The organism is Nevskia sp. (genome assembly GCF_021732705.1).
Classification (GTDB): domain Bacteria; phylum Pseudomonadota; class Gammaproteobacteria; order Nevskiales; family Nevskiaceae; genus Nevskia.
Map to the genome: position 1 here is coordinate 396329 of NZ_JAKFUM010000002.1, position 23121 is coordinate 419449.

23 protein-coding genes are annotated in these 23121 nt (G+C 67.6%); 10 read left to right on the forward strand and 13 right to left on the reverse strand.

Annotated features, from left to right (window positions below; genetic code table 11):
* The first annotated feature begins 51 nt into the window (after window positions 1-51).
* Together QZ951_RS02260 and QZ951_RS02265 are read left to right on the forward strand one after the other, a co-directional pair.
* Window positions 52-864 carry a hypothetical protein gene (locus tag QZ951_RS02260; protein WP_292998108.1) on the forward strand — a complete coding sequence of 271 codons (813 nt, stop codon included), beginning with the start codon at window positions 52-54 and terminating at the stop codon, window positions 862-864.
* A gap of 78 nt (window positions 865-942) precedes the next feature.
* Window positions 943-1524, forward strand: coding sequence for a MarR family transcriptional regulator (locus QZ951_RS02265; RefSeq protein WP_292998110.1), 582 nt, complete (start codon window positions 943-945; stop codon window positions 1522-1524).
* A 30-nt stretch (window positions 1525-1554) separates the two neighbouring features.
* Here the strand turns inward: QZ951_RS02265 and QZ951_RS02270 are convergent, their stop codons facing one another.
* Both QZ951_RS02270 and QZ951_RS02275 read right to left on the reverse strand, forming a co-directional pair.
* Complete coding sequence (locus tag QZ951_RS02270) at window positions 1555-2040, reverse strand: cytochrome c (RefSeq protein ID WP_292998112.1); 486 nt, start codon at window positions 2038-2040, stop codon at window positions 1555-1557.
* Window positions 2027-3067 carry a hypothetical protein gene (locus QZ951_RS02275; RefSeq protein WP_292998114.1) on the reverse strand — a complete coding sequence of 347 codons (1041 nt, stop codon included), beginning with the start codon at window positions 3065-3067 and terminating at the stop codon, window positions 2027-2029. The genes QZ951_RS02270 and QZ951_RS02275 overlap by 14 nt, the downstream gene beginning before the upstream one ends.
* 192 nt (window positions 3068-3259) lie before the next feature.
* Here QZ951_RS02275 and QZ951_RS02280 point away from each other — a divergent pair, with 192 nt between their 5' ends.
* Window positions 3260-3991, forward strand: coding sequence for a hypothetical protein (locus tag QZ951_RS02280; protein WP_292998116.1), 732 nt, complete (start codon window positions 3260-3262; stop codon window positions 3989-3991).
* A 48-nt stretch (window positions 3992-4039) separates the two neighbouring features.
* Here QZ951_RS02280 and QZ951_RS02285 read toward each other — a convergent pair whose 3' ends face one another.
* From QZ951_RS02285 to QZ951_RS02295, 3 genes are all read right to left on the reverse strand, one after another.
* Complete coding sequence (locus tag QZ951_RS02285; protein ID WP_292998118.1) at window positions 4040-5185, reverse strand: acyl-CoA dehydrogenase family protein; 1146 nt, start codon at window positions 5183-5185, stop codon at window positions 4040-4042.
* Window positions 5186-5216: 31 nt separating this feature from the next.
* Window positions 5217-6137, reverse strand: a complete 921-nt coding sequence (locus tag QZ951_RS02290; protein WP_292998120.1) for an SDR family oxidoreductase — start codon at window positions 6135-6137, stop codon at window positions 5217-5219.
* Between the two features lie 145 nt (window positions 6138-6282).
* The gene (locus tag QZ951_RS02295; protein WP_292998122.1) at window positions 6283-7191 is read right to left on the reverse strand and encodes a LysR family transcriptional regulator; all 909 of its coding nucleotides are present in this window, start codon (window positions 7189-7191) and stop codon (window positions 6283-6285) included.
* 96 nt (window positions 7192-7287) lie between these two features.
* On the opposite strand from QZ951_RS02295, the gene QZ951_RS02300 reads away from it, so the two are divergent.
* Both QZ951_RS02300 and QZ951_RS02305 read left to right on the forward strand, forming a co-directional pair.
* Complete coding sequence (locus QZ951_RS02300; RefSeq protein ID WP_292998124.1) at window positions 7288-7623, forward strand: nuclear transport factor 2 family protein; 336 nt, start codon at window positions 7288-7290, stop codon at window positions 7621-7623.
* A complete protein-coding gene (locus QZ951_RS02305; protein WP_292998126.1) occupies window positions 7620-8402 on the forward strand; it encodes an SDR family oxidoreductase in 783 nt (260 codons plus the stop codon). Before QZ951_RS02300 ends, QZ951_RS02305 begins: the two co-directional genes overlap by 4 nt.
* A 5-nt stretch (window positions 8403-8407) precedes the next feature.
* Here QZ951_RS02305 and QZ951_RS02310 read toward each other — a convergent pair whose 3' ends face one another.
* On the reverse strand, window positions 8408-9091 hold the full coding sequence (locus tag QZ951_RS02310; protein ID WP_292998128.1) for a TetR/AcrR family transcriptional regulator: 684 nt from the start codon (window positions 9089-9091) through the stop codon (window positions 8408-8410).
* Window positions 9092-9232: 141 nt separating this feature from the next.
* Between QZ951_RS02310 and QZ951_RS02315 the strand changes: the two genes are divergently transcribed.
* The 3 genes from QZ951_RS02315 to QZ951_RS02325 all read left to right on the forward strand — a co-directional run bounded on the left by QZ951_RS02315 (window position 9233) and on the right by QZ951_RS02325 (window position 13232).
* Window positions 9233-10123 (forward strand): SDR family oxidoreductase, encoded by an 891-nt coding sequence (locus tag QZ951_RS02315; RefSeq protein WP_292998130.1) that lies wholly within the window; start codon window positions 9233-9235, stop codon window positions 10121-10123.
* 146 nt (window positions 10124-10269) lie between these two features.
* The gene (locus tag QZ951_RS02320) at window positions 10270-12483 is read left to right on the forward strand and encodes a molybdopterin-dependent oxidoreductase (RefSeq protein ID WP_292998132.1); all 2214 of its coding nucleotides are present in this window, start codon (window positions 10270-10272) and stop codon (window positions 12481-12483) included.
* Between the two features lie 104 nt (window positions 12484-12587).
* Window positions 12588-13232, forward strand: a complete 645-nt coding sequence (locus tag QZ951_RS02325; protein ID WP_292998134.1) for a glutathione S-transferase family protein — start codon at window positions 12588-12590, stop codon at window positions 13230-13232.
* Window positions 13233-13237: 5 nt separating this feature from the next.
* On the opposite strand, the gene QZ951_RS02330 is transcribed toward QZ951_RS02325, so the two are convergent.
* From QZ951_RS02330 to QZ951_RS02360, 7 genes are read right to left on the reverse strand one after another with little or no spacing between them, the layout of a single operon-like run.
* Window positions 13238-13699, reverse strand: coding sequence for a thioesterase family protein (locus QZ951_RS02330; protein WP_292998136.1), 462 nt, complete (start codon window positions 13697-13699; stop codon window positions 13238-13240).
* 10 nt (window positions 13700-13709) lie between these two features.
* A complete protein-coding gene (locus QZ951_RS02335) occupies window positions 13710-14552 on the reverse strand; it encodes an alpha/beta hydrolase (protein ID WP_292998138.1) in 843 nt (280 codons plus the stop codon).
* A gap of 21 nt (window positions 14553-14573) precedes the next feature.
* Window positions 14574-16070: a wax ester/triacylglycerol synthase family O-acyltransferase gene (locus QZ951_RS02340; RefSeq protein WP_292998140.1), complete on the reverse strand. Its 1497-nt coding sequence runs from the start codon at window positions 16068-16070 to the stop codon at window positions 14574-14576.
* Window positions 16071-16109: 39 nt separating this feature from the next.
* On the reverse strand, window positions 16110-17117 hold the full coding sequence (locus QZ951_RS02345; RefSeq protein WP_292998142.1) for an NAD(P)H-dependent glycerol-3-phosphate dehydrogenase: 1008 nt from the start codon (window positions 17115-17117) through the stop codon (window positions 16110-16112).
* Window positions 17114-18562: an HAD-IB family hydrolase gene (locus QZ951_RS02350; protein ID WP_292998144.1), complete on the reverse strand. Its 1449-nt coding sequence runs from the start codon at window positions 18560-18562 to the stop codon at window positions 17114-17116. Before QZ951_RS02350 ends, QZ951_RS02345 begins: the two co-directional genes overlap by 4 nt.
* A complete protein-coding gene (locus tag QZ951_RS02355; protein WP_292998146.1) occupies window positions 18559-20418 on the reverse strand; it encodes a 1-acyl-sn-glycerol-3-phosphate acyltransferase in 1860 nt (619 codons plus the stop codon). The genes QZ951_RS02350 and QZ951_RS02355 overlap by 4 nt, the downstream gene beginning before the upstream one ends.
* Window positions 20415-21263, reverse strand: a complete 849-nt coding sequence (locus QZ951_RS02360; protein WP_292998148.1) for an alpha/beta fold hydrolase — start codon at window positions 21261-21263, stop codon at window positions 20415-20417. The genes QZ951_RS02355 and QZ951_RS02360 overlap by 4 nt, the downstream gene beginning before the upstream one ends.
* Before the next feature lie 298 nt (window positions 21264-21561).
* Between QZ951_RS02360 and QZ951_RS02365 the strand changes: the two genes are divergently transcribed.
* Together QZ951_RS02365 and QZ951_RS02370 are read left to right on the forward strand one after the other, a co-directional pair.
* The gene (locus QZ951_RS02365) at window positions 21562-22329 is read left to right on the forward strand and encodes a glucose 1-dehydrogenase (RefSeq protein WP_292998150.1); all 768 of its coding nucleotides are present in this window, start codon (window positions 21562-21564) and stop codon (window positions 22327-22329) included.
* A 171-nt stretch (window positions 22330-22500) separates the two neighbouring features.
* Window positions 22501-23121, forward strand: a 621-nt coding sequence (locus QZ951_RS02370; RefSeq protein ID WP_292998152.1) for an NADP-dependent oxidoreductase, incomplete at its 3' end; no start/stop codon positions are given.

Here is a 23121-nt window from a genome sequence, read left to right on the forward strand (position 1 = left end):
ACGCGTTCCCCCGCGGCCTGCAGCGTCTCGTTCCGCCAGAGGAGAACTGCCGTGCTGACTGCCCCGACCGACCATCCGCTCGACCTCACCACCCAGACGATTCTCACCGTCGGCAGCTACGGCCTCTGGGTCGTGCTGCTCGGCATCGCGATCCGCATGGGGATCCAGCAGCGAACGCCGTTCTACGCGCTGCTGATCTTTGCGGCCGCGTTCGGCGCGTTCTTCGAACCGCTGTACGACGTCGGCATGGCGCTGTGGTTCTACACCCCGGGCCTGTGGACGACGTTCACCGCCTTCGGCATTCCCCAGCCGGTCTGGGCGCACAGCGGCTATGTCGTGCTCTATGCCGGGCCGGCCATGTTCATCTGCGACCGCATCGCCAAGGGCCTGACCCGGACCGGGCTGTTCCAGTGGGCGGCGATCGAACTGGCCTGCTCGTGCATTTTCGAGATGGTCGGCATCAACGGCGGCGCCTACGAATACTGGGGCCCGCACGTGTTCCGCATCTTCGAATACCCGCTGATCATCGGCGTGCTCGAAACCGCACAGGTGATCTGCTTCGCGGTGGCCGCTGCCGAGTTGCGTCGCCGCAGCACCACGGTGGCGCCGCTGTTCGGCCTGTTCGCGCTGTTCCCGTGCACGTTCTACCTCGCGAACTTCGGTGCCGGCGCACCGACCATCGTCGCGATCCACCTTGATCAGCCGTCGCCGCTGCTGGTGACGCTGGCCACGCTGTTCAGCATCGCCGCCGCCGGCCTGCTGATCTGGAGCGCCAGTTGCCTGCTGCCGGCGGAAGCGGCGAAGGCGCGGGTCGGCCACGCCACCGGCGCGCGCAGCCCCGGTGCCGCCGCCACGGCCGTCTGATCGCGTCCCGCCGCTCCCCGCCCTTTCTTCCGATCCGTTCCGGTCGCGTTCGCGGCCTCCTGCGAAGTCGAGCACCTCATGGTCGACACCCTGGCGACAGCCGTGCAGCCCAGCAGTCGCGGCGACGACGCGATGACCGGCAGCGAGCCGCCGAGGCCACCGCCCGATGCCGGATCGAGTCCGGCGTCGGCATCGGCCGCGCGGCGCGGCATCCGCATCGCCGCCAAGATCCACTCGGTGGCGCGAATGCGCCGCAAGACCTTCGACCAGATGATGAAGCCGCACGGCGTCACGCGTGCGCAGTGGTGGGTGCTGGCGCTGCTGTCGCGGCACGACGGCATGATGCAGACGCAGCTCGCCGACGTGCTGCAGGTCGGCAAGTCCAGCGTCGGGGCGCTGATCGAGCGGCTGGAAGCGGCGAAGCTCGTCGAACGCCAGCCCGATCCGATCGACAAGCGAGGCAAGCGGGTATACCTGACGCGTGCAGCGCACCAGCTGGTCAAGCGCATGATCGACGAGGAGAACCGGTTCAACCGGCAGATGCTGAGCCGGCTGACGGCGGACGAAGGGGACCAGCTGATCCGCCTGCTCGACAACATCGAAACCGCGATCACCAAGATGGTGCCGATCGAACCGGCGCAGGAGCCCGAGCGGCGCTGATCCGGCCGGCAGGCAGTCGCCGTCTTCGCGTCAGCGTGCGCGGAAGTCCTCGTGACAGGCCTTGCACGCGGCGCTGGTCGTCGCCACGGCGGACTTGAAGGCGTTCTCGTCCGACGCCTGCACGCTGCGGGCAAGGGCCGCCAGTTCGGTCTGCAGGGCGCGCTCGCGCTGCGCGAAGTCGTCCGGCCGCTGCCAGATCGCAGCGCTGGCCTTGGTGTTGCCCTGATCGCTGCCGGCTGGGAAAAATTCGGCAGCCATCTGAGACAGGGCGGTCACGCGAGTCACCAGCGCGTCCGCACGTCTGGTGTCGAACGCGACGGCACCGGCGGCCATCGGCTTCAGCTGCCCGAAGTACTGGCCCTGCAACGCGAACGCGGCACGGCGCAGCTTGATCGCATCGTCGACCGTCAGGGGCTCGCCTTGGACTGTGCCGAATGCCGCCACCAGCGCCGCGACCACGGCCAGCGCCATACCCGGCCCCGAGGCACGGCGATGTCGAGGCTCATTCGGCCGCATGGCGGTTCTCCCAGTCGCGAGCGGCGGTCAGGATCGCCTCGAAGGCTTCGGCTCGCGCGAGCAGGCGCTGCTTGACCGCCGGCGGCAATGGCTTCTCGATGCCGGTATCGTCCTGCGGCATGTCGCCATTGCGCACCGATTCGAGAATGCGGCGGATCTCGCCCGCGGCATGAGCCGGCGTCTGCAGCAGCACCAGCCGTTTCAGCTTCTGTGGGTTGCCCGGCACATGGCAGCTGTCGCACTCCGCCTCGCGCATCTCCAGTGCCAGCGCGCGGTACCGGGACTCGATCTCGGCGACATGCGGATTGTCGGCGCGATACAGGCCATCGAACAGCGTCACCTGCGGCTGGGTGCGGCCGTTGCCATCGGTCCACAGCCAGTGCCCGTCAAAGCTTGCGGCGGCTTCCATGGCTTCGGCCAGTACCGTCGGACTCGGCGCGCCGGGCACGAACTGAGCGACCTTGATCAGATCGGAGTCTGGATCGATGAAGAACTGCAGCGCTACCGTGGCCTGATAGGAACTCCACTTGGTCTTGTCGTGCCAGAACGGATACGGAAACTGGCCCGGCGGCAGCCGGTTTCGGAAGCCGACCGGCAGCACGGCCTTGTACAGCTGCTCGTCTTCGTCGAACGTCACCGTCGCCGTGCCCGCAAACATGAACAGCGGCGCGTACAACCCGGCGTAGACGTCCGGCGCGAACTGCGTCAGCGGCGTTTCCGTCAGCGCCGCGCCACGAGCGCGGCCCCACAGGATGATCGGCGACAGGCTGCTGCGCAGCACCGAGGCACCGAACAGCGCTTGCCGGCAGCGATCAAAAGCCTGCTGATCACCCGGGTTCGACATCGGGCAGCGTTGCGCAAGTTCGGCGGCGAGCGCGGCATAACGCGCCTGTAGACGCTGCTGCACCGCCGGCGAGGCGCTCGTTCGGACGAGATCGACATCACGCGACGCGGCATGAGACACGGAGAGGATCGGCACGATCAGCAGTACCGTCAGCGCGGAAACGCGCAGGAATCGAACGATCACGAGAGCCGCCTGAAGTTGCCACGGGAATCGATGGTGAACGCGAATCTTAATGGTGCCGACCTCGGCAATCGAGACCACCCGGCTGTCAATCAGACAGGCCTGAACACCTGCGCGCCGACGGGCTGTGAACCGATGCTTGATCGGCTCTGTCGAAGGCGTACGCTGATCAGCCTGCGTCCAGGGAGTCACGTCATGATTCGATCGTTGCCATCCACATTCACCCATGCCCCTGCGCGTGCCTGCACGCGCGCATGGCGCGGCGGAGCGGCCACGCTGCTGCTGACGACCGCGATGCTCGGCATGGCGTGCGCGGAGGCCGCGGGCGGCAAGGCGGTCACGCCTGCGGATGCCACACCCGCCGTTCCCGACAGCGCGGCCTGGCATCAGTGGCAGGACTCGTTCCGGTTCTTCGGCGTCGGCACCCGCTACTCCTGCGACGAATTGCGCCGCAAGCTGAAGAGGACGCTGATCCATCTCGGCACGCGCGAAGCCGATCTGTCGCTCATCGCGGTGAACTGCGGCTTGTCGCCGCTCAATGCCAGCGGCCTGCCGCGCATCAAGATCACGGCGTCGACCCTGCGCCCGATCGCGTTGTCGGCCACGCCGGAAGGCACGCGCGAGGCCGCCGCCGCGCTCGGCATTCCGGTCCAGTGGAAGAAAGTGACACTCGGCATGGGCCCGAGCCGCGACGAGCGCGATTGCGAGTTCAACCGTCAGGTGCTGCAGGTGCTCGGCACGCATTTCTCGATCCGCAAGAAGACCGGCGATCTGGTCTGCGTGCCGAACAATGTCGGCGCATTCCACGACGCCGCGTTCTTCGAAGTGCTGGTGCCATCGGCGGCGACTGCGGTGGCGCCGGCTGCGGCCGGCGGCGCACCGTCATCAACCGCTGACGCCAACCGAGATTCGGCCAGCGCAAGCTGAGGCAGTGGCCGGCACGACTGCCGGCAAGCGCAGCCGCAAGAGAACCCGCTACAGCGAGCGCGAAATCAGCTCGCGCATGATTTCCGATGTGCCACCGTAGATCCGTTGCACGCGGGCATCGGCATACAGGCGGCAGATCTCGTACTCGCGCATGAAGCCGTAGCCGCCGAAGAACTGCAGGCACTGATCGACGACCCGCCCGTGCATCTCGGTGCACCAGAGCTTGGCGATCGAGGCATCGGCCGATGTCAGTTCGTGCCGGTCGTGCTTGTCCAGGCATTGATCGACGAAGGCCCAGCCGACCGACAGCTCGGCCTTGAGATCAGCCAGCTTGTAGCGCGTGTTCTGGAAATCCATGATCGTCTTGCCGAACGCCTTGCGCCCGTTGACGTAATCACGGGTGATGTCGAACGCCTTCTGCGCCGCGGCCATCGACGACACGGCGAGGGTCAATCGCTCCTGCGGCAGTTCGTTCATCAGGCTGGCGAAGCCGGTGCCCTCCGGGCCCAGCAGGTTGCTGGCCGGCACCCGCACGTCATCGAAGAACAGTTCCGAGGTATCGGACGACAGGTGACCGAGCTTGTCGAGATTGCGTCCGCGCCGGAAGCCGGGGGCCGTCGTGTCGACCAGCAGCAGGCTGATGCCCTTGGCACCCGGAGCGTCCGAGGTTCGACAGACCACGATCACCAGATCGGCGTGCTGGCCGTTGGAGATGAAGGTCTTGGCGCCGTTCAGGATGAAATCGTCGCCATCGCGCACGGCCCGCGTGCGGATGCCCTGCAGATCGCTGCCGGTGCCCGGCTCGGTCATCGCGATCGCGCAGACGGTGTCGCCGCTGACCATGCCGGTCAGCCAGCACTGCTTCTGCGCTTCGGTGCCGATCGACATCAGATAGCCGGCGCAGACATCGTTGTGTACCGACAGGTCGGTCTGCGGGCCGGCGAAACCGGCGTAGGCGAACTCCTCGACCACGATCGCGTTGTGCCGGAACGTGCCACCGACGCCGCCGTACTCCGGGCCGACCTGCGGACACAGCAGACCGGCCTCGCCGGACTTGCGCCACAGCACGCGATCGACGATGCCGGACGCTTCCCAGCGCGCGAAATGCGGCGCGACTTCGGCCTTGATGAAGCCGCGCACGGCGTCGCGGAACATGCCGTGTTCTTCGTGGTAGACCGCGCGATGTGGAAGCATGAAGTGGACTCGAATCGGCGAAATGGAGTAATCAGGAGGAGCGCTTGCCGGCCTTCTTCGGGCCTTCGGTCAGCAGCTTCGGCGGCGCATCGAGATGGAAGCCGCCGTACGGCCTGGACTTGTCGGCTGCGAGGCCGTCCTTCAGCGGCTGCGGCGGGTTCCAGCAGTGGCGTGCGTTCGGCGAGCCCCCGTCGACCCGGATGCACGAGCCGGTGATGAACGAGGCCACCGGCGACAGCAGGTAGACGATGGCTCCGGACATCTCGGCCACATTGCCGTAGCGCTGCGCCGGAATGGTCGGCGGGAATTTCAGGATCTCGGCCTGCGCGTCCGGCTCGTAGGTATCGAAGCCGCTGCTGGCGATGCCGCCCGGCGCGACGCAGTTGACGCGTACGCCGGACGGGGCCCATTCGGAAGCGGCGGACTCGGTCAGGGTCCACATGCCGCCACGCGCGGCACCGGAGTGCGCGTAGTTGGCCCAGCCGCCCCAGATGTCGGCGATGATGTTGACGATGGCGCCGCCGTTTTCCGCCATCCAGCGGTTGTAGACCTCGCGCATCACGACGAAGCCGGACACGAGATTGAGCTTCACCACGGCCTCGAAGCCCTTGGTGCTGATCCTGTTCATCGGCTGGCGATACTGGCCGCCGGCGTTGTTGACGAGGCCATCGATGCGGCCGTGCGTGGCCAGCACGGCGTCGATCATCGCGATCACGGCCGCCTCGTCGCGGATGTCGCACGGATGCACCGTGACCCGGCCGGGGCTGCCATCGGCCTCGACTTCCGCCCGGGTCTTCTCGAGCTTGGCGACGTCCTTGCCGATGATCGCGACCGTGGCGCCGAGCGAGGCCAGCTCGTGCGTCGTGCAGCGGCCGATGCCACTGCCGCCGCCGGTGACGATGAAGACCTGACCGTCGAACAGACCGGGACGGAACACGGATTGATAGCCCACGGATGCCTGCCTCGCACGGATGATGGTTGACGCGCTGCGCACCTTAGTCGTGGCGCGCGCAGCGGAAAAGATCGGGACCGTAACTAAATGCCGGCGCTGCGCCGCTCGCTTGCCAGTGCGCTCGCACCCGCACGATCAGCGGGAATCAGCCGGCGCTCGGGTCGCGATCGAGCAGGCAATCGATGAAGGCGCGCAGCGCCGGTCGCGGGTGGCGACGGTTCGAGTAGTACAGGTGCAGGCCCGGGCTGGTCAGCGACCAGCCGGGCAGGATGCGGCGTAGCGCGCCCGAGGCGACAGCGGCGGCGATCTCGCCGTCGTCGAAGGCGTACAGGATGCCGAGCCCCTGAAGTGCCGCGGCCATCATCAGGTCCTGATGATTCGCGATCAGCGGGCCCGAGACCGCCAGTTCCAGCGCGTCGTCGGCCGACGCCATCTGCCAGCGATAGATCCGGCCGCTGCCCGGGAAGCGCCAGTTCAGGCAGGCGTGGCGGTGCAGATCGGCCGGCGTCGCCGGTTCGCCGCAGCGCGCCAGATAGGCCGGCGCTGCCAGCGCCGACAGGGTCATGTCCGGCGTCAGGCGCACCGCGTACATGTCCTGCTCCAGACGCGCGCCGAAGCGGATGCCGGCGTCTAAACGGCCGGCCACGATGTCGCTGAGGGCGTCGTCGACGACGAGATCGAGCGCCACATCCGGATGCGCCGCGTGGAAGCGGCCCAGACGCGGCGCGATGAGGGATCGCGCGGCAAGGCTCACGGTGTTGATGCGCAGCGTGCCGGCCGTGCGGCCGCTGCTCGACGCCGCTTCCGAAACGGCCTCGCGGATCTCGTAGAACAGCGGGGCGATGCGTTCGTGCAGCCGTAGCCCGGCCTCGGTCGGCGCGACGCTGCGGGTGGTGCGGTTGAGCAGCCGCACGCCAAGCCGCGCTTCGAGCTGCCGGATCGTCTGGCTGAGCGCGGACGGTGTCAGCCCGAGCGCATCGGCCGCCCGCGCAAAGCTTGCCCGCTCGACCACGGCGGCGAAGGCTTGCAGCTCGGCGAATTCGGCTCCGCGCATTATGTAATTGAGCTAAATAGCGTGTTCAGATCCTAGCGGATTCTCTACGCAATCAGCACCGATCACCATCAGCGCTCACCTCGATGAGACCGCCCGATGATCCACCTCCCGTTACCCGCCGCCGTGGCCGCGTACTTCGCGGCCGACCAGCAGAACAACCCCGAGGCGGTCGCGCGCTGCTTCGGCGCCGACGGTGTCGTCGTCGACGAAGGCGCCGTGCATGTCGGCCCCACGGCCATCGCCGCGTGGAAGGACAGCGCCTCGGCCCGCTTCCGCTATCACTGCGAACCGTTGCATCTGGCTTCGACATCCGAAGATCGCCATACGGTCACCGGTCGCCTGACCGGCGATTTCCCCGGCAGCCCGATCGAACTGCGCTACGCGTTCACCGTCGATGGCGACGCGCTGGCGCGGCTGGAGATCGGCGCATGAGCACGTTCCTCGATCTTGCCGGCCGTCGTGCGCTGGTCACCGGCGGCACGCGCGGCATCGGACGTGCCGTCGCCGCCACCCTGCGCGACGCCGGTGCCCGGGTGCTGGTCGCGGCGCGCAGCCTGCCGGCGCAGCCCGCGTCCGACATTCACTACATCGCGGCCGACCTGACCACGGCTTCCGGTGCCAGCGCCGCGGCACAAGCGGTCGACGCGCAATTCGGCGGCGTCGACATCGTCGTGCATGTCCTCGGCGGCTCCAGCGCCCCCGCGGGCGGCCACGCCGCGCTCGACGATGCGCAGTGGGCGATGGCGCTGGACCAGAACCTGATGCCGGCGGTTCGGCTGGATCGCGCGCTGTTGCCCGGCATGCTGGCGCAACGGGCCGGCGTCATCGTGCATGTCAGTTCGATACAGGCCGTGCTGCCGCTGCCCGAGTCGACCCTCGCCTACGCCGCTGCCAAGGCCGCGCTGACGACCTACAGCAAGGCCTTGTCGAAGGAGGTATCGTCGCAGGGCGTGCGGGTGCTCCGGGTATCGCCCGGTTGGGTCGAAACCGAGGCCGCGACCGACCTGGTCGCGCGAATCGCCAGCGCCGCCGGCACCGATCACGACGGTGGCCGCAAGCTGATCATGGACAGCCTCGGCGGCATTCCGCTCGGTCGCCCGGCGGCACCGGTTGAAGTGGCCGAACTGATCGCCTTCCTGGTGTCGCCACGCGCGGCCGCGATCACCGGCGTGGACTACCGCATCGACGGCGGGACCGTGCCGACGGTCTGACGCGGTCAGGGCTGCTTGCGCCAGGCGCGCGTGAACAGCGTCACCAGCGACTCGACCGAGCGTTTGCGGCTGACCGGATGACGACCGGGTGTCAGCAGCAGATAGCGCCCGGCGCCGCTGGCGAGGCCGGAGATCTGCACCGCGGCGTCGTACGGCGAGTCGATGTCGATCTGGCCGGCGTCCTTCAGCGCCTGCAGATAGGCCACCAGAGGCTCGGAAATCTGGGCGGAATCGTCGAGCATCGCGCGGCCCAGCGCCGGGAAACGACCGGCTTCGGCGATCACCATCCGCATCACCGCGAGGTAGTCCGGATGGGTGTAGCCCTCGACCAGCCGCGAGATGATGGCGCGCAGCGCGGCTTCCAGCGGCAGTCCGGCATCGGCCACCGTGCCGAGTCGCGCGCGCACGCTCAACTGCGCGCGGCGGGCGACCTCGACGAACAGTTCGTCCTTGCTCGCGTAGTGGCGATAGACCGTGACCTTGGCGACACCCGCGACCTTGGCGATGCCTTCGATGCTCGCCGCCTCGAAGCCGCGCGCGATGAACACCTGCAGCGCGGCATCGAGCAGGCCGGTGCGCAGCACTTCGCCTTCTTCCCGCGTCGGGCGGCCGCGGGCACGGCGCGTTGGTCGCGCGGCCGCACTGGCCGGTGCGGCGGGCGCCGGTGAACTCGGGGATCGCGCGGTCATCGGGCGATGATAGCGGCCCGGCGGCGCGCCAAGACCGGCGCCGGGAGCACGATGCGCCGAACGATAGACCGGGCCGTTGCCGCAACCACACGGCTATCGTATGGTTCCGTACGACTATTCGAAGAATCGAGGAGACTCCCGATGGCGCTTTACGCTTCCGACGCACTCGCCGGCAAACGCATCCTGATCACCGGCGGCGGCACCGGCCTGGGCAAGGGCATGGCCGCGCATTTCGCGTCGCTGGGCGCGAAAGTCCACATCTGGGGCCGGCGCGCCGAGGTGCTGCAGGCCGCTGCCGACGAGATCAACGCGCGGCATCCGGGGGCCGTGGCCTTCCAGACCGTCGACATCCGCAAGGCCGACCTGGTCGACGCGGCCGTCGGCGAAATCTTCGACACGCATGGACAGCTGACCGGTCTCGTCAACAACGCCGCCGCGAACTTCATCGCGCCGACCAAGGACCTCAGCGCCCGCGGCTTCGAGGCCATCACCTCGACCGTGATGAACGGCGGCTTCTTCACCACGCATGCCGTCGGCAAGCGCTGGATCGCGCAGGGCCTCAAGGGGTCCGTCGTGTCGACGCTGGTGACCTGGATCTGGACCGGCAGCGCCTACGTGGTGCCGAGCGCGATGGCCAAGGCGGCGATCAACGCGATGACCATGTCGTTGGCGGTGGAATGGGCCAAGTACGGCATCCGTCTGAACGCCGTGGCACCCGGCCCGTTCCCGACCGAATACGCCTGGCAGATGCTCAGCCCGACCGGCGATGCGGCAGTCGGCGCCACGCAGGCCGACGAGGTACCGGCCGGCCGCTACGGCCGGATCGAGGAACTCGGCAACCTGATGACGCTGCTGATGAGCGACGGTGCGGACTACATCACCGGCGAAACGATCTGCATCGACGGTGGCCACCATCTGGCCGCGCCGTCGACCTTCGCCGGCCTGAACAAGCTCGACGATGACGCCTGGGCCAAGATCAAGGCCGCCGGCGTGGCCGCCACCAACGCGAGCAAGGCCCAGCGCACCGTCTGACGCGCCGGCAACCGGCCACGGCCGCCGCGCCCGGATGCCGGGCGGCCGTGCCGACGGTACAGTCACGCTTCCCGAAGCACACGCGAATCGCCCCGTCCCGCAGCGGCAGACCGTCCGGGCGTGGCCCCTCAGCGAGGATCGAGCGCATGAACCCGCCCAGCACTGCCCCGGCCGGCACGGTCGAACGGAAAACCTTTTGCGGCATCTGCGAAGCCGCCTGCGGCGTGATCGTCACCGTGCAGGGTGACGAGGTGCTGAAGATCCGCGGCGATGTCGATCATCCGAACTCGAAGGGCTTCCTGTGTCCGAAGGGCGCAGCCTTCGGCGCCGTGCGCGACGACCCGGACCGCGTGCTCACGCCGCTGCAGCGCCAGCCTGACGGCCGCTTCGTCCCGGTCAGCTGGGACACGGCACTCGACGACATTGGCGCGCGCCTGCGCGGCATCATCCAGCGCCACGGCCGCGAGGCCATCGGCGTGCATCTTGGCAATCCGAACGGCTGGAACTACGGCGCGTTCATGTGGCTGCTGGGCATGGCGGCGGCCCTGAAGACCAAGCACCTGTATACGGCGTCGTCGGTCGACATCAACAACTACTGGGTCGTCGGCGAGTTGCTGTACGGCCACAACCTGGTGACGCCGTTCCCGGACATCGCCCACACGCAGTTCCTGATCGTGCTCGGCGCCAATCCGGTGGTCACCCACGGCAGCATGATGACCGCCGGCCGGGTCAAGGAGCAGATGGCGGCGATCACTGCGCGCGGTGGCCGCGTGGTGGTGATCGACCCGCGCCGTTCGGAAACCGCCGCGCAGTTCGAATGGCAGCCGATGCGCCCCGACGGCGATCCGTGGCTGCTGGCCGGGATGCTGAAAACCATCCTCGACGAAGGGCTGGCCGATCAGGACGCGCTGCGCAGGCAGACGCGCGGTGCGGACGCGCTGCCGGCGCTGCTGAAGGACGTCAACGGCGACAGGGTCGCGGCCGAGACCGGGATCGCCTGGGCCGATGTGCAGGCGCTGGCCCGCGCCTTCGCGAAGTCGCCGACAGCCGCGCTGTACGGCCGCTGCGGCGCCTCGCTGGGGCCGTTCTCGACCTTGACCAACTATCTGATCAATGTCCTGAACATCGTCACCGGCAATCTCGACCGGCGCGGCGGCATGGTCTTCGGCCAGCCGATGCTCGACACCGAGGGCTTCACGCGGCTGTTCAAGGTCAACGGCTACGACCGCTGGCGCACCAGAGTCGACGGCATTCCGGAAGTGATGGGCACCTCGCCGCTGGCCACGCTGCCGCGCGAGATCCGCACGCCGGGGAAGGGTCAGCTGCGGGCGCTGCTGATCGCCTCCGGCAACATCGCGACCACCTCCTGCGCGTCCGGCGAGGTCGGTGCCGCGCTCGACGAACTCGACCTGCTGATCTCGCTCGATCCGTACCTCACCGAAACCAGCCAGCACGCCCACTACATCCTGCCGCCGACCCTGTGGCTGGAGCGCGACGGCATGCCGATCTTCAGCCAGATGCATGCCGGCGTACCGTATGCGCAGTGGACGCCGGCCTCGGTGGCGCCGCGCGGCGAGGCCCGTGACGACTGGTGGATCATCGACGAGATCTGCAAGCGCATCGGTCTGGTGCCGTCGGCGTCGAAAGCGGCGCAGTGGCTGGGCAAGCTCGGCATCCGTCTGACCCCGGCCACGGCGGTCGATCTGTTCCTGCGTACCGGCCCGGCCGGCGACTGGTTCGGACTCAAGGCCGGCATCAGCCGCAAAAAGCTGTTTCAGCAGACCAGCGGCGTCGCGCTGTCCGCCGAGCCGCCGGTCGGCGTCAGCCGCCAGCGCGTGCACTTCAAGGACGGGCTGATCCCGCTCGCGCAGCCGCTGATGGCACGCGAGATGGCGCGGCTGATCGCCCGTCCGTCATCCGATGACGACGCCGAGTCGAAACGCTGGCCGCTCAGGCTGATCTCGATGCGCGAACTGCGCTCGCAGAACAGCTGGCTGCACAACGTGCCGAAGCTGACCACCGGCGATCGCAGGCCGCATCTGCGCATCCATCCGGACGATGCTCGACCGCTTGAGCTCGAGGACGGCAGCGAAGTGTCGATCACCTCACGCTGGGGCGAGATCACGGTGCCGGCTCGGATCAGCGATGAAGTGATGCGCGGCACCGTGGCCCTGCCGCACAGCTGGGGTCACCGCGGCGGCTGGCGCCGGGCCGTGGCGATCGGCGGCGGTCGCTACAACGACCTGACCTCGAACGACGCGACCGAGATCGACCTCCCGTCCGGCAATGCCGTGCTGAACGGCCTGCGCGTGCGGGTGACGCGTCGAGCGAACGCGCCGGCGCTGGCCAAGGCCAGCTGAGCCGCTGCAGCATTCCCACTTCCGCGCGCGAGGCCGCCAGTTCGCCGGCCTCGCGTCACGCCTTTCCGCGCCGACACGCGGCATTCCGACTCAGGAGCCATAACATGTTACGGATTCACCACCTCGCGCTGTCGCGCTCCGATCGCATCGTCTGGCTGGCCGAGGAGCTGGGCATTCCGTACGAGCTGGTCACCCATCTGCGCGATCCGGAAAGCTTTCGCGCACCGCCATCGCTGTTCGCCGTGACCCCGCTCGGCAAGGCGCCGGCGATCGAGGACGATGGCAACACCGTGATCGAGTCGGCGCTGATCTGCGACTACCTCGTCGAGCAGTACGGCAACGGCCGCCTGCGTCCTGCCGCCGGCACCGCGGAACGACGCGCGCACGACTACTGGATGCACTGCTCGGAATCGACGCTGATGGTGCCGGTGCTGCTCGACCTGCTGACCACGCTGACGCAGTCGGAAGCGCCGGCGCTGCGCGCGTTCGCGGCTGCCGAGTACAAGACGATGTTCGACCATGTCGAACGCACGCTCGACGGCCGGGACTATCTCGCCGGCGATGCGCTGACCGTCGCCGATGTCATGACCTACTACACGCTGGCGATGGCCGCCGGCACGGCGATCCCGATGCCGACCCACGCGCCGCTGGCGGACTATCCGCGCATCCGCGCCTATCTCGCGCGCATCGAACAGCGGCCGGCGTGGAAGAAGGCGGCGGCGCTGTGCGCGCCACCGGCAGCGGCCTGACCGCTTCAGCCGAGCGCCGCGATCCGGTTCTGATCGAGCCACTGCCGCAGCCATGACGGCAGCGGCACCGGCTTGCGCGTGACCTCGTCGATCATCACCACCACGGATTCGGCGGTGCCGACGCAGCGCTCGCCCACGAACAGCGCCTGCCCGGTACGGCACGAGCTGCGGCCGATCGACAGGCAACCCGTGCCGATGTCGATGACATCGGGCCAGTGCATCTCGCCGAGGAAGTTGATCGTCAGCTGGGCCAGCACCAGCAGCGCCCGCGGTTCGGCATCGATCGCGACGACGCTGCGCATGAAGTGCGAACGGCCGGTCTCGAAGTAGGCCGAGACCGCGACATTGTTGGCGTGGCCGATCAGGTCGGTATCGGACCAGCGCACGCGCTCCTGCATCCAGTGGCCATACGCGGCACGCACGTGCGGCGGCGACGGCGCTGGCTGCGCCTCGTCGGGATGGGTCATCGGGCCGCGCTCAGGCCGCGAGCCGCGGCGTCAGCCACTCGGTCAGATCCCGGAACACGCGCGCCCGATCGGCCGGGAACTCGTTGAAGATCTCGTGATACAGGCCGTCGTAGACCTTCAGGGTCTTGTCGGTCGACGAGATCCGTTCAAGGATCATGCGGCTGCCGGCAACACCGGCGAGCTTGTCGTCGCTGCCGTGCAGCAGCAGCGTCGGCACCGTGATCACCGGCAGCAGCGCCGGCACCACTTCGACGAAGCGAACGATCTCGGCCAAGGTTCGCACCGGCACCTTGGCGTGCGCGTTCAGCGGATCGTTCGCGTACTTCGCCACTTCATCGGGATCGCGGCTGACCAGACTCGGGTCGACCTGGAACATGCCGAGCTTCGGCGAGACCGATGACAGGAACTTCGCAACCGGCGGCAGGTAGGCCGGCGCCCCATCCAGCGCCACGGCCGGACCGGACAGGATCAGACCGCTCAGCTTCTTGCCGTGCTTGATCGTGTAGCTGAGACTCAGTGCGCCACCCATGCTGTGGCCAAGCAGGAACAGCGGCTTGCCGGGCAGCGCGCGCTTCGCGGTCTCGACCAGCGTGTCGATGTCGGCCACGGCATTGGCGAACTTGTCGACGAAGGCGCGCGCGCCGTCCGACTTGCCGTGGCCACGATGGTCGATCGCATGCACTGCGCAGCCGAGCGCGACCAGCTGCGCGGCGACTTCGGCATAACGCCCCCCGTGCTCGCCGAGGCCGTGGGCGATCACCACGCTCGCCTTCGGGGCGGCGGATGGCAGCCAGCTCTGGAAGAAGATTCCGGTCTTGTTGACGCCTTCGAAGCGGCTTTCGCGATGGTTCATGGCAACTCGGTTTTCGTGGGTTCAGTGCGCGGCCTTTGCAGCAGCGGCGGTCCTGCGCGTCGGGGCCGCTGGTAACGGTGTTGCCGGCGCGCGACCGAGCGCCAACACTTCGTCCAGGCCTTCGCGGAAGCATTCCAGCAGCAGGTCCGGTTCGGTGACGGCCGCGCGATCGCTGTTGATGCCGATGCAGCAGCGGCCGTTGTGCGACAGCATCGCAATCATCATTCCGCAGCCCGGCACCGGCGCATACGGCCAGTACTGCCGCACCTCGGCGCCGGCGAAGTAGACCGGATACGGAATGCCCGGCACGTTGCTGATCTGCGCATCCTGCGCGGTGGTGAAATCGGCCGTGAGCCTGGTCACCACGCCGATCGGCAGCTTGGTGACCACCGGCATCATCCGGATCATCACGTCCAGCGCCGGCTCGGCGCGGGTGTCGCGCACGAACTGCTGGATGTGGCGGATGCGGGCGATCGGGTCGCGCTCGGCCACCGGGGCCGCGTACTGCGAACCGGCGAACTTGTTGCCGCCCATCGCATCGGCGTCGGTGCGCAGGGAAATCGGAAAGCCGATCGGCATCTGCTTGATCGCCACCCCGAGACGCTCGTGGTAGAGCCGGAAGCCGCCGATCAGGCCGGCGAGGAACAGATCGTTGATCGAGGCATTCGCCGCCTTCGACGCCGCCTTGAATGCGGTCAACGGCAGTTCGATGCCATCGAGCCGCCACGACAGGCTGCGGCGCTTGAACAGGCCCGAACCGGCCACCGGCTTGATGCCGAGCATGCGCTTCGCCGACGCCAAGTAATCGAGCGTCTGCTGCACGTCTTCCGGGTACTTGATCAACGCGGAGGCCTGACGGCCAAGCGCGTTGGCAGCTTCGATCGCCGTCGCGGGCAGCGCGGTGATGCGGCTGCGCAGTGCCTTCAGCCCGAGGCTGCGTGCAGTCGCGGCCCTGCGGCTGCGCGGGATCGTCGGCACGGCGCGCGGCAGGGCATCACGCTCGCGATGGAAGATGCGCTGCAACAGCTGGACGATGCCCAGGCCATCGGTCGCGGCATGGTGCATCTTCAGCACCAGCGCCGCACGCCCCCCGTCGAGGCCTTCGATCAGCGTCGCTTCCCACGGCGGCCGGGACCGGTCGAACGGCGTCATCGCGATGATGCCGGCGGCGTCGAACATCTGGCGCTCGTTGCCCGGCGCCGGCAATTGCTGACGCCGCACGTGATAGTCGAAATCGAAAGCCGGGTCCTCGACCCAGGTCGGATTGCCGACACCCTGCGGCACCACCACTTTCTGCCGGAAGCGACGCACCGCGGCCACCAGCCAGCGGAACTCGGCCTGCAGGCGCTGCCACGCCGGCGTGGTGTCGAAGACCATGACCGAGACGATGGTCGAACGCAGCCGCGGATCGACCTCGGCCAGCCACATCACCGCTTCGAACGCGCTCATCTCGTCTGGGCCGCCCCATTGGCGCAGTTCCTCCAGCAGCGGGTCTGCGGGTGTTCTCGACTGGCTCATCGTGCGGGCTTCATTGTGGACATCATCAAGGGGAAAGACTCAGCCAGCGCTGTCTTCGGCGCCGGCAGCCAGCTTGCGCAGGCCGCGGAACGCCTGCACGGCACCATGCTCGCCGTTGACCACGGCCGCGACCTCGGCGGCGATCGGCATCACGACGCCATGCATCGCGGCCAGTTCCATGACCACGCTCGAGGTCTTGATGCCTTCGGCAACCATGTTCATCGACGCGACGATCTCCGCAGTCGTGCGGCCCTGCGCGAACTGCACGCCGACCTGCCGGTTGCGCGACAGCGGGCTCATGCAGGTGGTCAGCAGGTCGCCGAGGCCGGTCAGGCCGGAGAAGGTTTCCGCGCAGCCGCCGAGCGCGACACCGAGCCGCGTGATCTCCGACAGGCCGCGGGTGATGACCATCGCCCGGGTGTTCTCGCCCACGCTCAGGCCCTCGGCCATGCCGGCGGAAATCGCGATGACGTTCTTCAGCGGCCCGCCGAGTTCGCAGCCGATCACGTCGCGGTTGGTGTAGACCCGGAACACGGCGCTGCTGAACAGCGGCTGCAGCGCCTTGGCGACGGTCTCGTCGGTCATCGCGAGGACTGCGGCGGCGGCGTATCCCTGCAGCACTTCGCGCGCGATGTTCGGCCCGGCCAGCAGACCGGCCGGGTGACCGGGCAGCTCCTGATGGATGATCTCGGTCATGCGATTGTGCGTGCCCTGCTCCAGCCCCTTGGCGAGGCTGATCACCGGCACCCACGGCCGCAGGTACTGCGAAACCGTCCGCAAGGTCTCGCGAAAGCTGTGCGACGGCACGCCGACGACCAGCACATCGCAGTCGCGAACGGCCTCATGCAGCGACGCGGTGGCGATCAGGCGCGAACACAGCGGCAGTTCCTTCAGATAGGCGGAATTGCGATGCTCGCGGTTGATCTCGTCCGCCGTCTCGGCACGGCGCGCCCACAGCGTGGTCTGGGTATTGCGCGACGCCAGCGACGCCACCGTCGTGCCCCAGGAGCCGGCGCCGAGCACCGCAACGCGTATGCGCCGACTCATGCGATCGATTCCGGCCAGTCGTTCAGCGTGTCGATGTACTGCTGGCGTACCGCTTCGATGCGCGCATCGAGTTCGTCGGGCTTCCAGCGGCTGACGTCGACCGGCGGCAGGACGGCCACCTGCACCGTGCCCGCGCGCATCGCCTGATCGTTGCGGCCCATGATCTCGCCGGCATTGCGGATCACGACCGGCACGATCGGCACGCCGGCCTGCATCGCCATGTGGAACGCGCCCTTCTTGAACTTGCCGACCTTCGGCGTCCACGAACGCGTGCCCTCTGGCGCGATACACATGCTCAGGCCCGACTTGATGCGTTCGACCGCCGGGCCCAGCGCATCGATCGACAAGCGCGAATCGGCGCGATCGAGAAACGCCACGCCGGCCATCTTCATGTAGCGCCCGAAGCCCGGCACCCGAGCGGCTTCGGCCTTGGCGACACCGCTGAAGCGGGTGCGCACGATGTTCATCATCACGAACAGGTCGAACTTCGACTGGTGATTGATGATGAACACGCAGGGTCGATGCTGGTGCAGATGCGCCTCGCCGATCACGTCGATCTTCACACCCAGCACGGCCATCGCGGCGTCGCTGGCGGTGGTCGTGATGAAGTCGGCGGCGCTGCGATCGTCGCCGGTGATCCGGGCCAGGCCAAGGCCGGCGACGAAGCTCGCGCCCATCGCGGCGTAGGCACCGACGGTGCGTGCCATCGCCGCCGCCGATGCGCGCGAGCGGCGCGGGAAGCGCAGGATCGGCCAGCCGGATGCGGCTGCCACCTGTTCGAGCTGCGGCTTCGGCTGGATCGCGCTGGGGCGACCCACCGACTTCAGGAAGGCGATGTCCTCGTTGCCGTTGGCATAGCCGAAGCTCGCCTTCAGATTCACGCCCTGCGCCTTGGCGAATGCCTTGACGCCGGCCGCCTTGCCTTCGCCCCAGGCCGGCTGGCCATCGAGGCCGCCCGTGAGCCTGCCGTTGCGGATCATCGCCCGCGTGCAGACGATGTGTTCGATGCCGTATTCCTGCGCCAGCGGCTCGATCTGGTACAGCGTTGCCGATGACGCAATCGCCACCGTGTGCCCCTTCTTCTGGTGCGCGTCGATCAGCTTCCACGACTCCGGGAACAGCGTCGTCGCGGTCTTCTCCAGCCACAGGCGGCGCCACAGCGCGCGCAGGTCGGCCTCGGTCTCGCCAGCCCAGTCGAGGATGCCGTTGGCGATGACGTCGAAGAACTCCTCGTCGGCGAGATCGGCCTTGCGGCTGAGCTTCAGCGTGTCGAGGATCTCCTGCGTGCTCATTTCGCCGCGCTTGATGCGATCGAAGAAATAGGCGGCGGCCGAGTAGCCGTCGATCAGCGTGCCGTCGTAGTCGAAGAAGGCACCGATCTTCGGGCCGGACGGACTCTCGGCGATGCGGCGCAGTTGCTGCTCCAGAGCCGGGTTGGATTTCATGCGCTGACGGTGTCCGGTGCAACGGCGTGGGCGGCGGCGTGGCGGGCCTGATCCACCGTGTCGATGGCGGCGAGTCGCTCGACCACGGAAGCGAGTTCATCGGCAAAGGCGCGACGACGCTCGGCAAGGTCAGACCCTCCCGGTTTCAGCAGACCGCGATTGGCTGCCAGCGACAGCGCGTTGCCGAACACTTCACGCGAGACGCACTCCGGGCTGCTCAGCCGCTTCTGCAGCACATACTGGCGACCGACTCTGACGCATTCCTCGGTCAGCTTCTTCTTGTCGACCGCCGTTTCGATCGGCTGTGCCGCCAGACGATCGGCCACGATGTAGTAGGCCTCGATGAACGGCGTCAGCACGCGATGCGCGATCAGGAACGGCGCACCGAGCAGCAGGTTGCGCCGCCCTTCGGCGGTGACCGCCTTCTGCCGGAACTTGGCATCGAACAGGCGCGACTCCGCTTTCTGCTCTTCCCGATAGGTCGCCTTGTCGCTGAAGAAGAAATCGAACTTCAGCAGATCGCGCAGCGCGAACGCCGACTGCCAGGCGCGCTCCAGCGGACCGGTGATCTCTTCCTTGGCCGTATCGAGCAGCGCCAGTTCGAAGATCGCGCGATTGATGAACCAGTGCACCGCAGAGTTGCGGTAGAACGCGGCCACCGAATGCTGGCCCGGTTCTATGGCGAACACCACGTCGGTCCCGCCGTCATAGCGGCTGACGACGCCGCCCGCGTTCAGGCTGCCCAATGTGGCCTCAAGCCCGTCACGGCCCCGCAGGTCTTCGAGATGGGAACTCGGCAGCCCGCGGGCATCGGCGTAGTCGAGCAACGGCAGCACCAGTTCGTGGACTTCGGCCAGGGTCAATGCACGATCCTTGACCCCGAGCAGCGCCAAGGTCACGAGCGCGTTGGCGGTGACCGGCGTCGCCCGGTTGATCCGCTGGAACACTTCGAACGCGATCTTGGCGACCGTCCACTTGCCGCCGCCCTCGGCATCGGCGCGGGCCAGCGCTTCCTTGAGGCTCAGCGGCTCACCGAAGCGCACGTAGGCATTGCCGATGCGCTTCTGCTGGGTCCGCGCATAGCCCGCCAGCCACAGCAGATTTTCCTTGGCCTTGGCGGCGCCGGCTTCCTCGGCCGCCATCACGCCGACCTCGTGCATCTGATCGTAGGTGGTCGCGACCGGCACCAGCAGCATGTCGTCGGCGCCGCCGCTTTCGATGGCCGACACGAGGTAGCTCAGCAGGCCGTACTTGGGCGGCCTGAGCTTGCCGGTGCGGCTGCGGCCGCCTTCCATGTACCACTCGAGGTTCTTGCGCTGCGACGCAAGCCAGGCCAGGTATTCGCGGACCACCAGCTTGTAGATCTCGTCGTCCTGAAAGCTGCGTCGGATCAGGATGCCGCCGGAGCGGCGGATGATCGTGCCGAGCGGCCAGAAGCCGAGATTGTTGCCGCCGAGGATGTGATTGCGCGCCAGTCCGTTGTCGCGCAGCAATCGCGACAGGATGAAGGCATCGGCATACGAGCGATGCGTTGGCAGATAGACCAGCGCGTGGGACCGGTTGAGCGCTTTCAGCCGGGCCAGCGCCGCGAGATCGGCATCGATGGTCCAGGCGCGCGTATGCAGGGGCCCGAGGCCGTAGTCGAACATCGCCGCGAACGCCGGGCTCTGCACGGTCACGATCTCCTCGAGACCCTTCAGCGCTTCAGTCGCAACCTGCGCCACCGGCAGCTTCAGCTGCTTCGCGAGCTTGTCGATCTGCTCGACAAACCGTGGCGACTTCGACACCTGCTGCGCCACCTGACGACGCTGGATCAGCGTCGCCGCCAGCACCGGATTGAGATCGGCCAGATTCATCTGCCGATGCTCGCGGACGATGCCGGCGGCACGTACGGCGCACGTGCCACGGTGGTGGCGATGATGGCCGCCACCTGTTCCGGATCGTCGTACATCGGCACGTGGCCGCAGCCGGTCACGGTGAGGGCTTCGGCGCCTTGCACGATGTCCGTCAGTGCGGCGCCATAGCGCGCGTACGGAATGACCTTGTCGTGCTCGCACCAGGCGATGCGCACCAGCGGCGGATTGGCCACGAACGGCTTGATCCCGCCGATGCGCTTCATGCTGTCGAGCAAGGCGGGAAGCATGATCGTGTCGCGCATCGAACGCATCGCGCGGCGACTCTCCTCGGCCGGCACGCGATCGCCATGCTCCATCGCCTGCCGGTTCAGGAGCCGGCGAATGAAGCCGAATGACAGCAGCAGCGTGAACAGCACGATCAGGATCGGCAACAGCGTGAAGATGATCCGGAACGACTTGGCAACCGCGTCGTAATCCTTCTGCGTCTGCCAGCCACCCGCTGGCGACAAGGCGGTGACCGACTGCGCGAAGCCGCGCCGCGCCAGTTCCAGCGACAGCCAGCCGCCGAGCGAATTGCCGGCCACGTGCGCCCGTTCGATGCCGCACGCCTTGAGGTCCGCGATCAGCAGGTCGGCCATCGTGTCGACTGTCGGCGCCGCACCTTCGGGAATCGGAACGCCGCCGACGTGACCCGGCAGTGTCGGCGCAATCACGCGGTGATGTCGCTCCAGCAACGGCAGCACCGGCTTCCAGACGTGCCAGGTGCCGCCGAGCCCATGCAACAGCACCAGCACGGGGCCGCTGCCGCCTTCGTGAGCGTCTGCTGCGGGCTGCTTGCGGTTCACGCCATCCCCTGCACGTTGATTGTCACGGAACGGGCTTGATGCTCTGGTCGCCGCCACCGGTTATCTGGATTATCGTCGGCACGGACGCACGCCGACCCGTACTTCGGTTGTGGTCCGCCTTCTCGGCCAACGCTCGTGCCACGCGATTCCAGTCCCGCGTTGTTCGGCTTGGTAGTATGGTGCCATACTATGTCGCACGGCCCTGCCGAACAAGCGCTGCAGGTGCACAAGCGTTTCGGCACCGCCGTGACCTGCTGGGTCCGATCAACGAGCAGCACCCTCAATCCGGAGAAGAATCTTGCGTGGACTGAAAGACAAGGTGGCCCTGGTCACCGGCGCGGCGAGCGGCATCGGGCTTGCGATCGCCAAGCGTCTGGCCGAGGAAGGCATGGTCGTCGGCGTGCTCGACATGAATGCCGACGCGGCGACCAAGGCCGTGGCCGAGATCGAGGCCGCAGGCGGCAAAGCGACCGCCGGCATCTGCGACATCACCGACTACGAAGCAGTCAAGAAGACCGTGGCCGAAGTCGAAGCCAAGATCGGCCCGACCTGGGCGCTGGTCAACAACGCCGGCTGGGACAAGCCGATCCCGTTCCTGAAGACCACGCCGGATTTCTGGAAGAAGGTGGTCGACATCAATTACATGGGCCCGCTGCACATGACCCATGCCGTGGTGCAGGGCATGGTGGCCCGTGGCGGTGGCCGCGTGATCTTCATCGCTTCGGATGCCGGCCGCGTCGGATCAAGCGGCGAAGTCGTGTACTCGGGCACCAAGGGCGCGACGATCGCGTTCGCGAAGGCGCTGGCCCGCGAAGTGGCGCGCAAGAACGTGACCTTGAACTGCGTCGCCCCGGGCCCGACCAACACCCCGGCGATGGACGCCTTCGTCGGCACCGGCGAGGAAGGCCAGAAGATCCGCGATGCGATGGTCCGCGGCGTGCCGCTGGGCCGCATCGGCGAGCCGAGCGACTATCCGGGCCTCGTCGCATTCCTCGCGAGCGACGATGCCGCGTTCATGACGGGCCAGACGATTTCGGTCTCCGGCGGCTTGACAATGCACGGCTAAAAGCCAAATCAACCGTTAAACGCAAAGGCGCAAAGGGAAAAGAAAGGACGCAAAGAAAGCCAGAAGCTTGATCGACAAATTGCGACTTCAATCAAGCTTTTCTTTGCGTTCTTATCTTGGCTTTCCTTTGCGCCTTTGCGTTGAACCGTTGCTTTTGACCCGAGCTAGCAAATGAACAACCGCCAGATCACCCTCAAGTCCCGTCCAGTCGGCATCCCGCAGCCGGCGCACTTCGAGCTGAAGACGGTCGCGGTGCCGGACTTGAACGACGGCGAGTTCCTGGTCGAGAACCATTACCTGTCGGTGGACCCGGCCCAGCGCGGCTACGTCAACGACGAGAACAATTACGCCCCGCCGGTGCCGATCGGTGCGGTGATGCGGGCGATGGCGGTCGGCCAAGTGATCGCATCGAAGCATGCGGACTTCGCCATCGGCACCTTCCTGTATGGCTGGTTCGGCTGGCAGGACTACTGCGTCGCCACGCCGGCCAGCGTGCTGCGGCGGGTCGATCCGGCGCAGGCGCCGCTGTCGACCGGTGCCGGCCTGCTCGGCATCAACGGCCTGACCGCGTATCTGGCGCTGCACGACATCGGCAATCCGAAGCCGGGCGAAACGGTGCTGGTGACGGCGGCAGCGGGAGCGGTCGGCAGCATCGTCGGCCAGCTCAGCCAGCAGGCCGGCGCGCGGGCAGTCGCCGTGGTCGGCTCGGATGACAAGGGTCGGCAGGCGATCGCCGACTACGGCTATGAAGCCTTCATCAATTACCGGCAGCCGCTGGAACCACAGTTGAAG

Coding starts and splice junctions, on each gene's coding strand:
- QZ951_RS02325 (WP_292998134.1), top strand. CDS start 12,588: ATGTTACGGATTCACCACCTCGCGCTGTCGCGCTCCGATCGCATCGTC.
- QZ951_RS02265 (WP_292998110.1), top strand. CDS start 943: ATGGTCGACACCCTGGCGACAGCCGTGCAGCCCAGCAGTCGCGGCGAC.
- QZ951_RS02320 (WP_292998132.1), top strand. CDS start 10,270: ATGAACCCGCCCAGCACTGCCCCGGCCGGCACGGTCGAACGGAAAACC.
- QZ951_RS02330 (WP_292998136.1), bottom strand. CDS start 13,699: ATGACCCATCCCGACGAGGCGCAGCCAGCGCCGTCGCCGCCGCACGTG.
- QZ951_RS02335 (WP_292998138.1), bottom strand. CDS start 14,552: ATGAACCATCGCGAAAGCCGCTTCGAAGGCGTCAACAAGACCGGAATC.
- QZ951_RS02295 (WP_292998122.1), bottom strand. CDS start 7,191: ATGCGCGGAGCCGAATTCGCCGAGCTGCAAGCCTTCGCCGCCGTGGTC.
- QZ951_RS02305 (WP_292998126.1), top strand. CDS start 7,620: ATGAGCACGTTCCTCGATCTTGCCGGCCGTCGTGCGCTGGTCACCGGC.
- QZ951_RS02300 (WP_292998124.1), top strand. CDS start 7,288: ATGATCCACCTCCCGTTACCCGCCGCCGTGGCCGCGTACTTCGCGGCC.
- QZ951_RS02345 (WP_292998142.1), bottom strand. CDS start 17,117: ATGAGTCGGCGCATACGCGTTGCGGTGCTCGGCGCCGGCTCCTGGGGC.
- QZ951_RS02355 (WP_292998146.1), bottom strand. CDS start 20,418: ATGAATCTGGCCGATCTCAATCCGGTGCTGGCGGCGACGCTGATCCAG.
- QZ951_RS02310 (WP_292998128.1), bottom strand. CDS start 9,091: ATGACCGCGCGATCCCCGAGTTCACCGGCGCCCGCCGCACCGGCCAGT.
- QZ951_RS02280 (WP_292998116.1), top strand. CDS start 3,260: ATGATTCGATCGTTGCCATCCACATTCACCCATGCCCCTGCGCGTGCC.
- QZ951_RS02340 (WP_292998140.1), bottom strand. CDS start 16,070: ATGAGCCAGTCGAGAACACCCGCAGACCCGCTGCTGGAGGAACTGCGC.
- QZ951_RS02350 (WP_292998144.1), bottom strand. CDS start 18,562: ATGAAATCCAACCCGGCTCTGGAGCAGCAACTGCGCCGCATCGCCGAG.
- QZ951_RS02315 (WP_292998130.1), top strand. CDS start 9,233: ATGGCGCTTTACGCTTCCGACGCACTCGCCGGCAAACGCATCCTGATC.
- QZ951_RS02285 (WP_292998118.1), bottom strand. CDS start 5,185: ATGCTTCCACATCGCGCGGTCTACCACGAAGAACACGGCATGTTCCGC.
- QZ951_RS02270 (WP_292998112.1), bottom strand. CDS start 2,040: ATGCGGCCGAATGAGCCTCGACATCGCCGTGCCTCGGGGCCGGGTATG.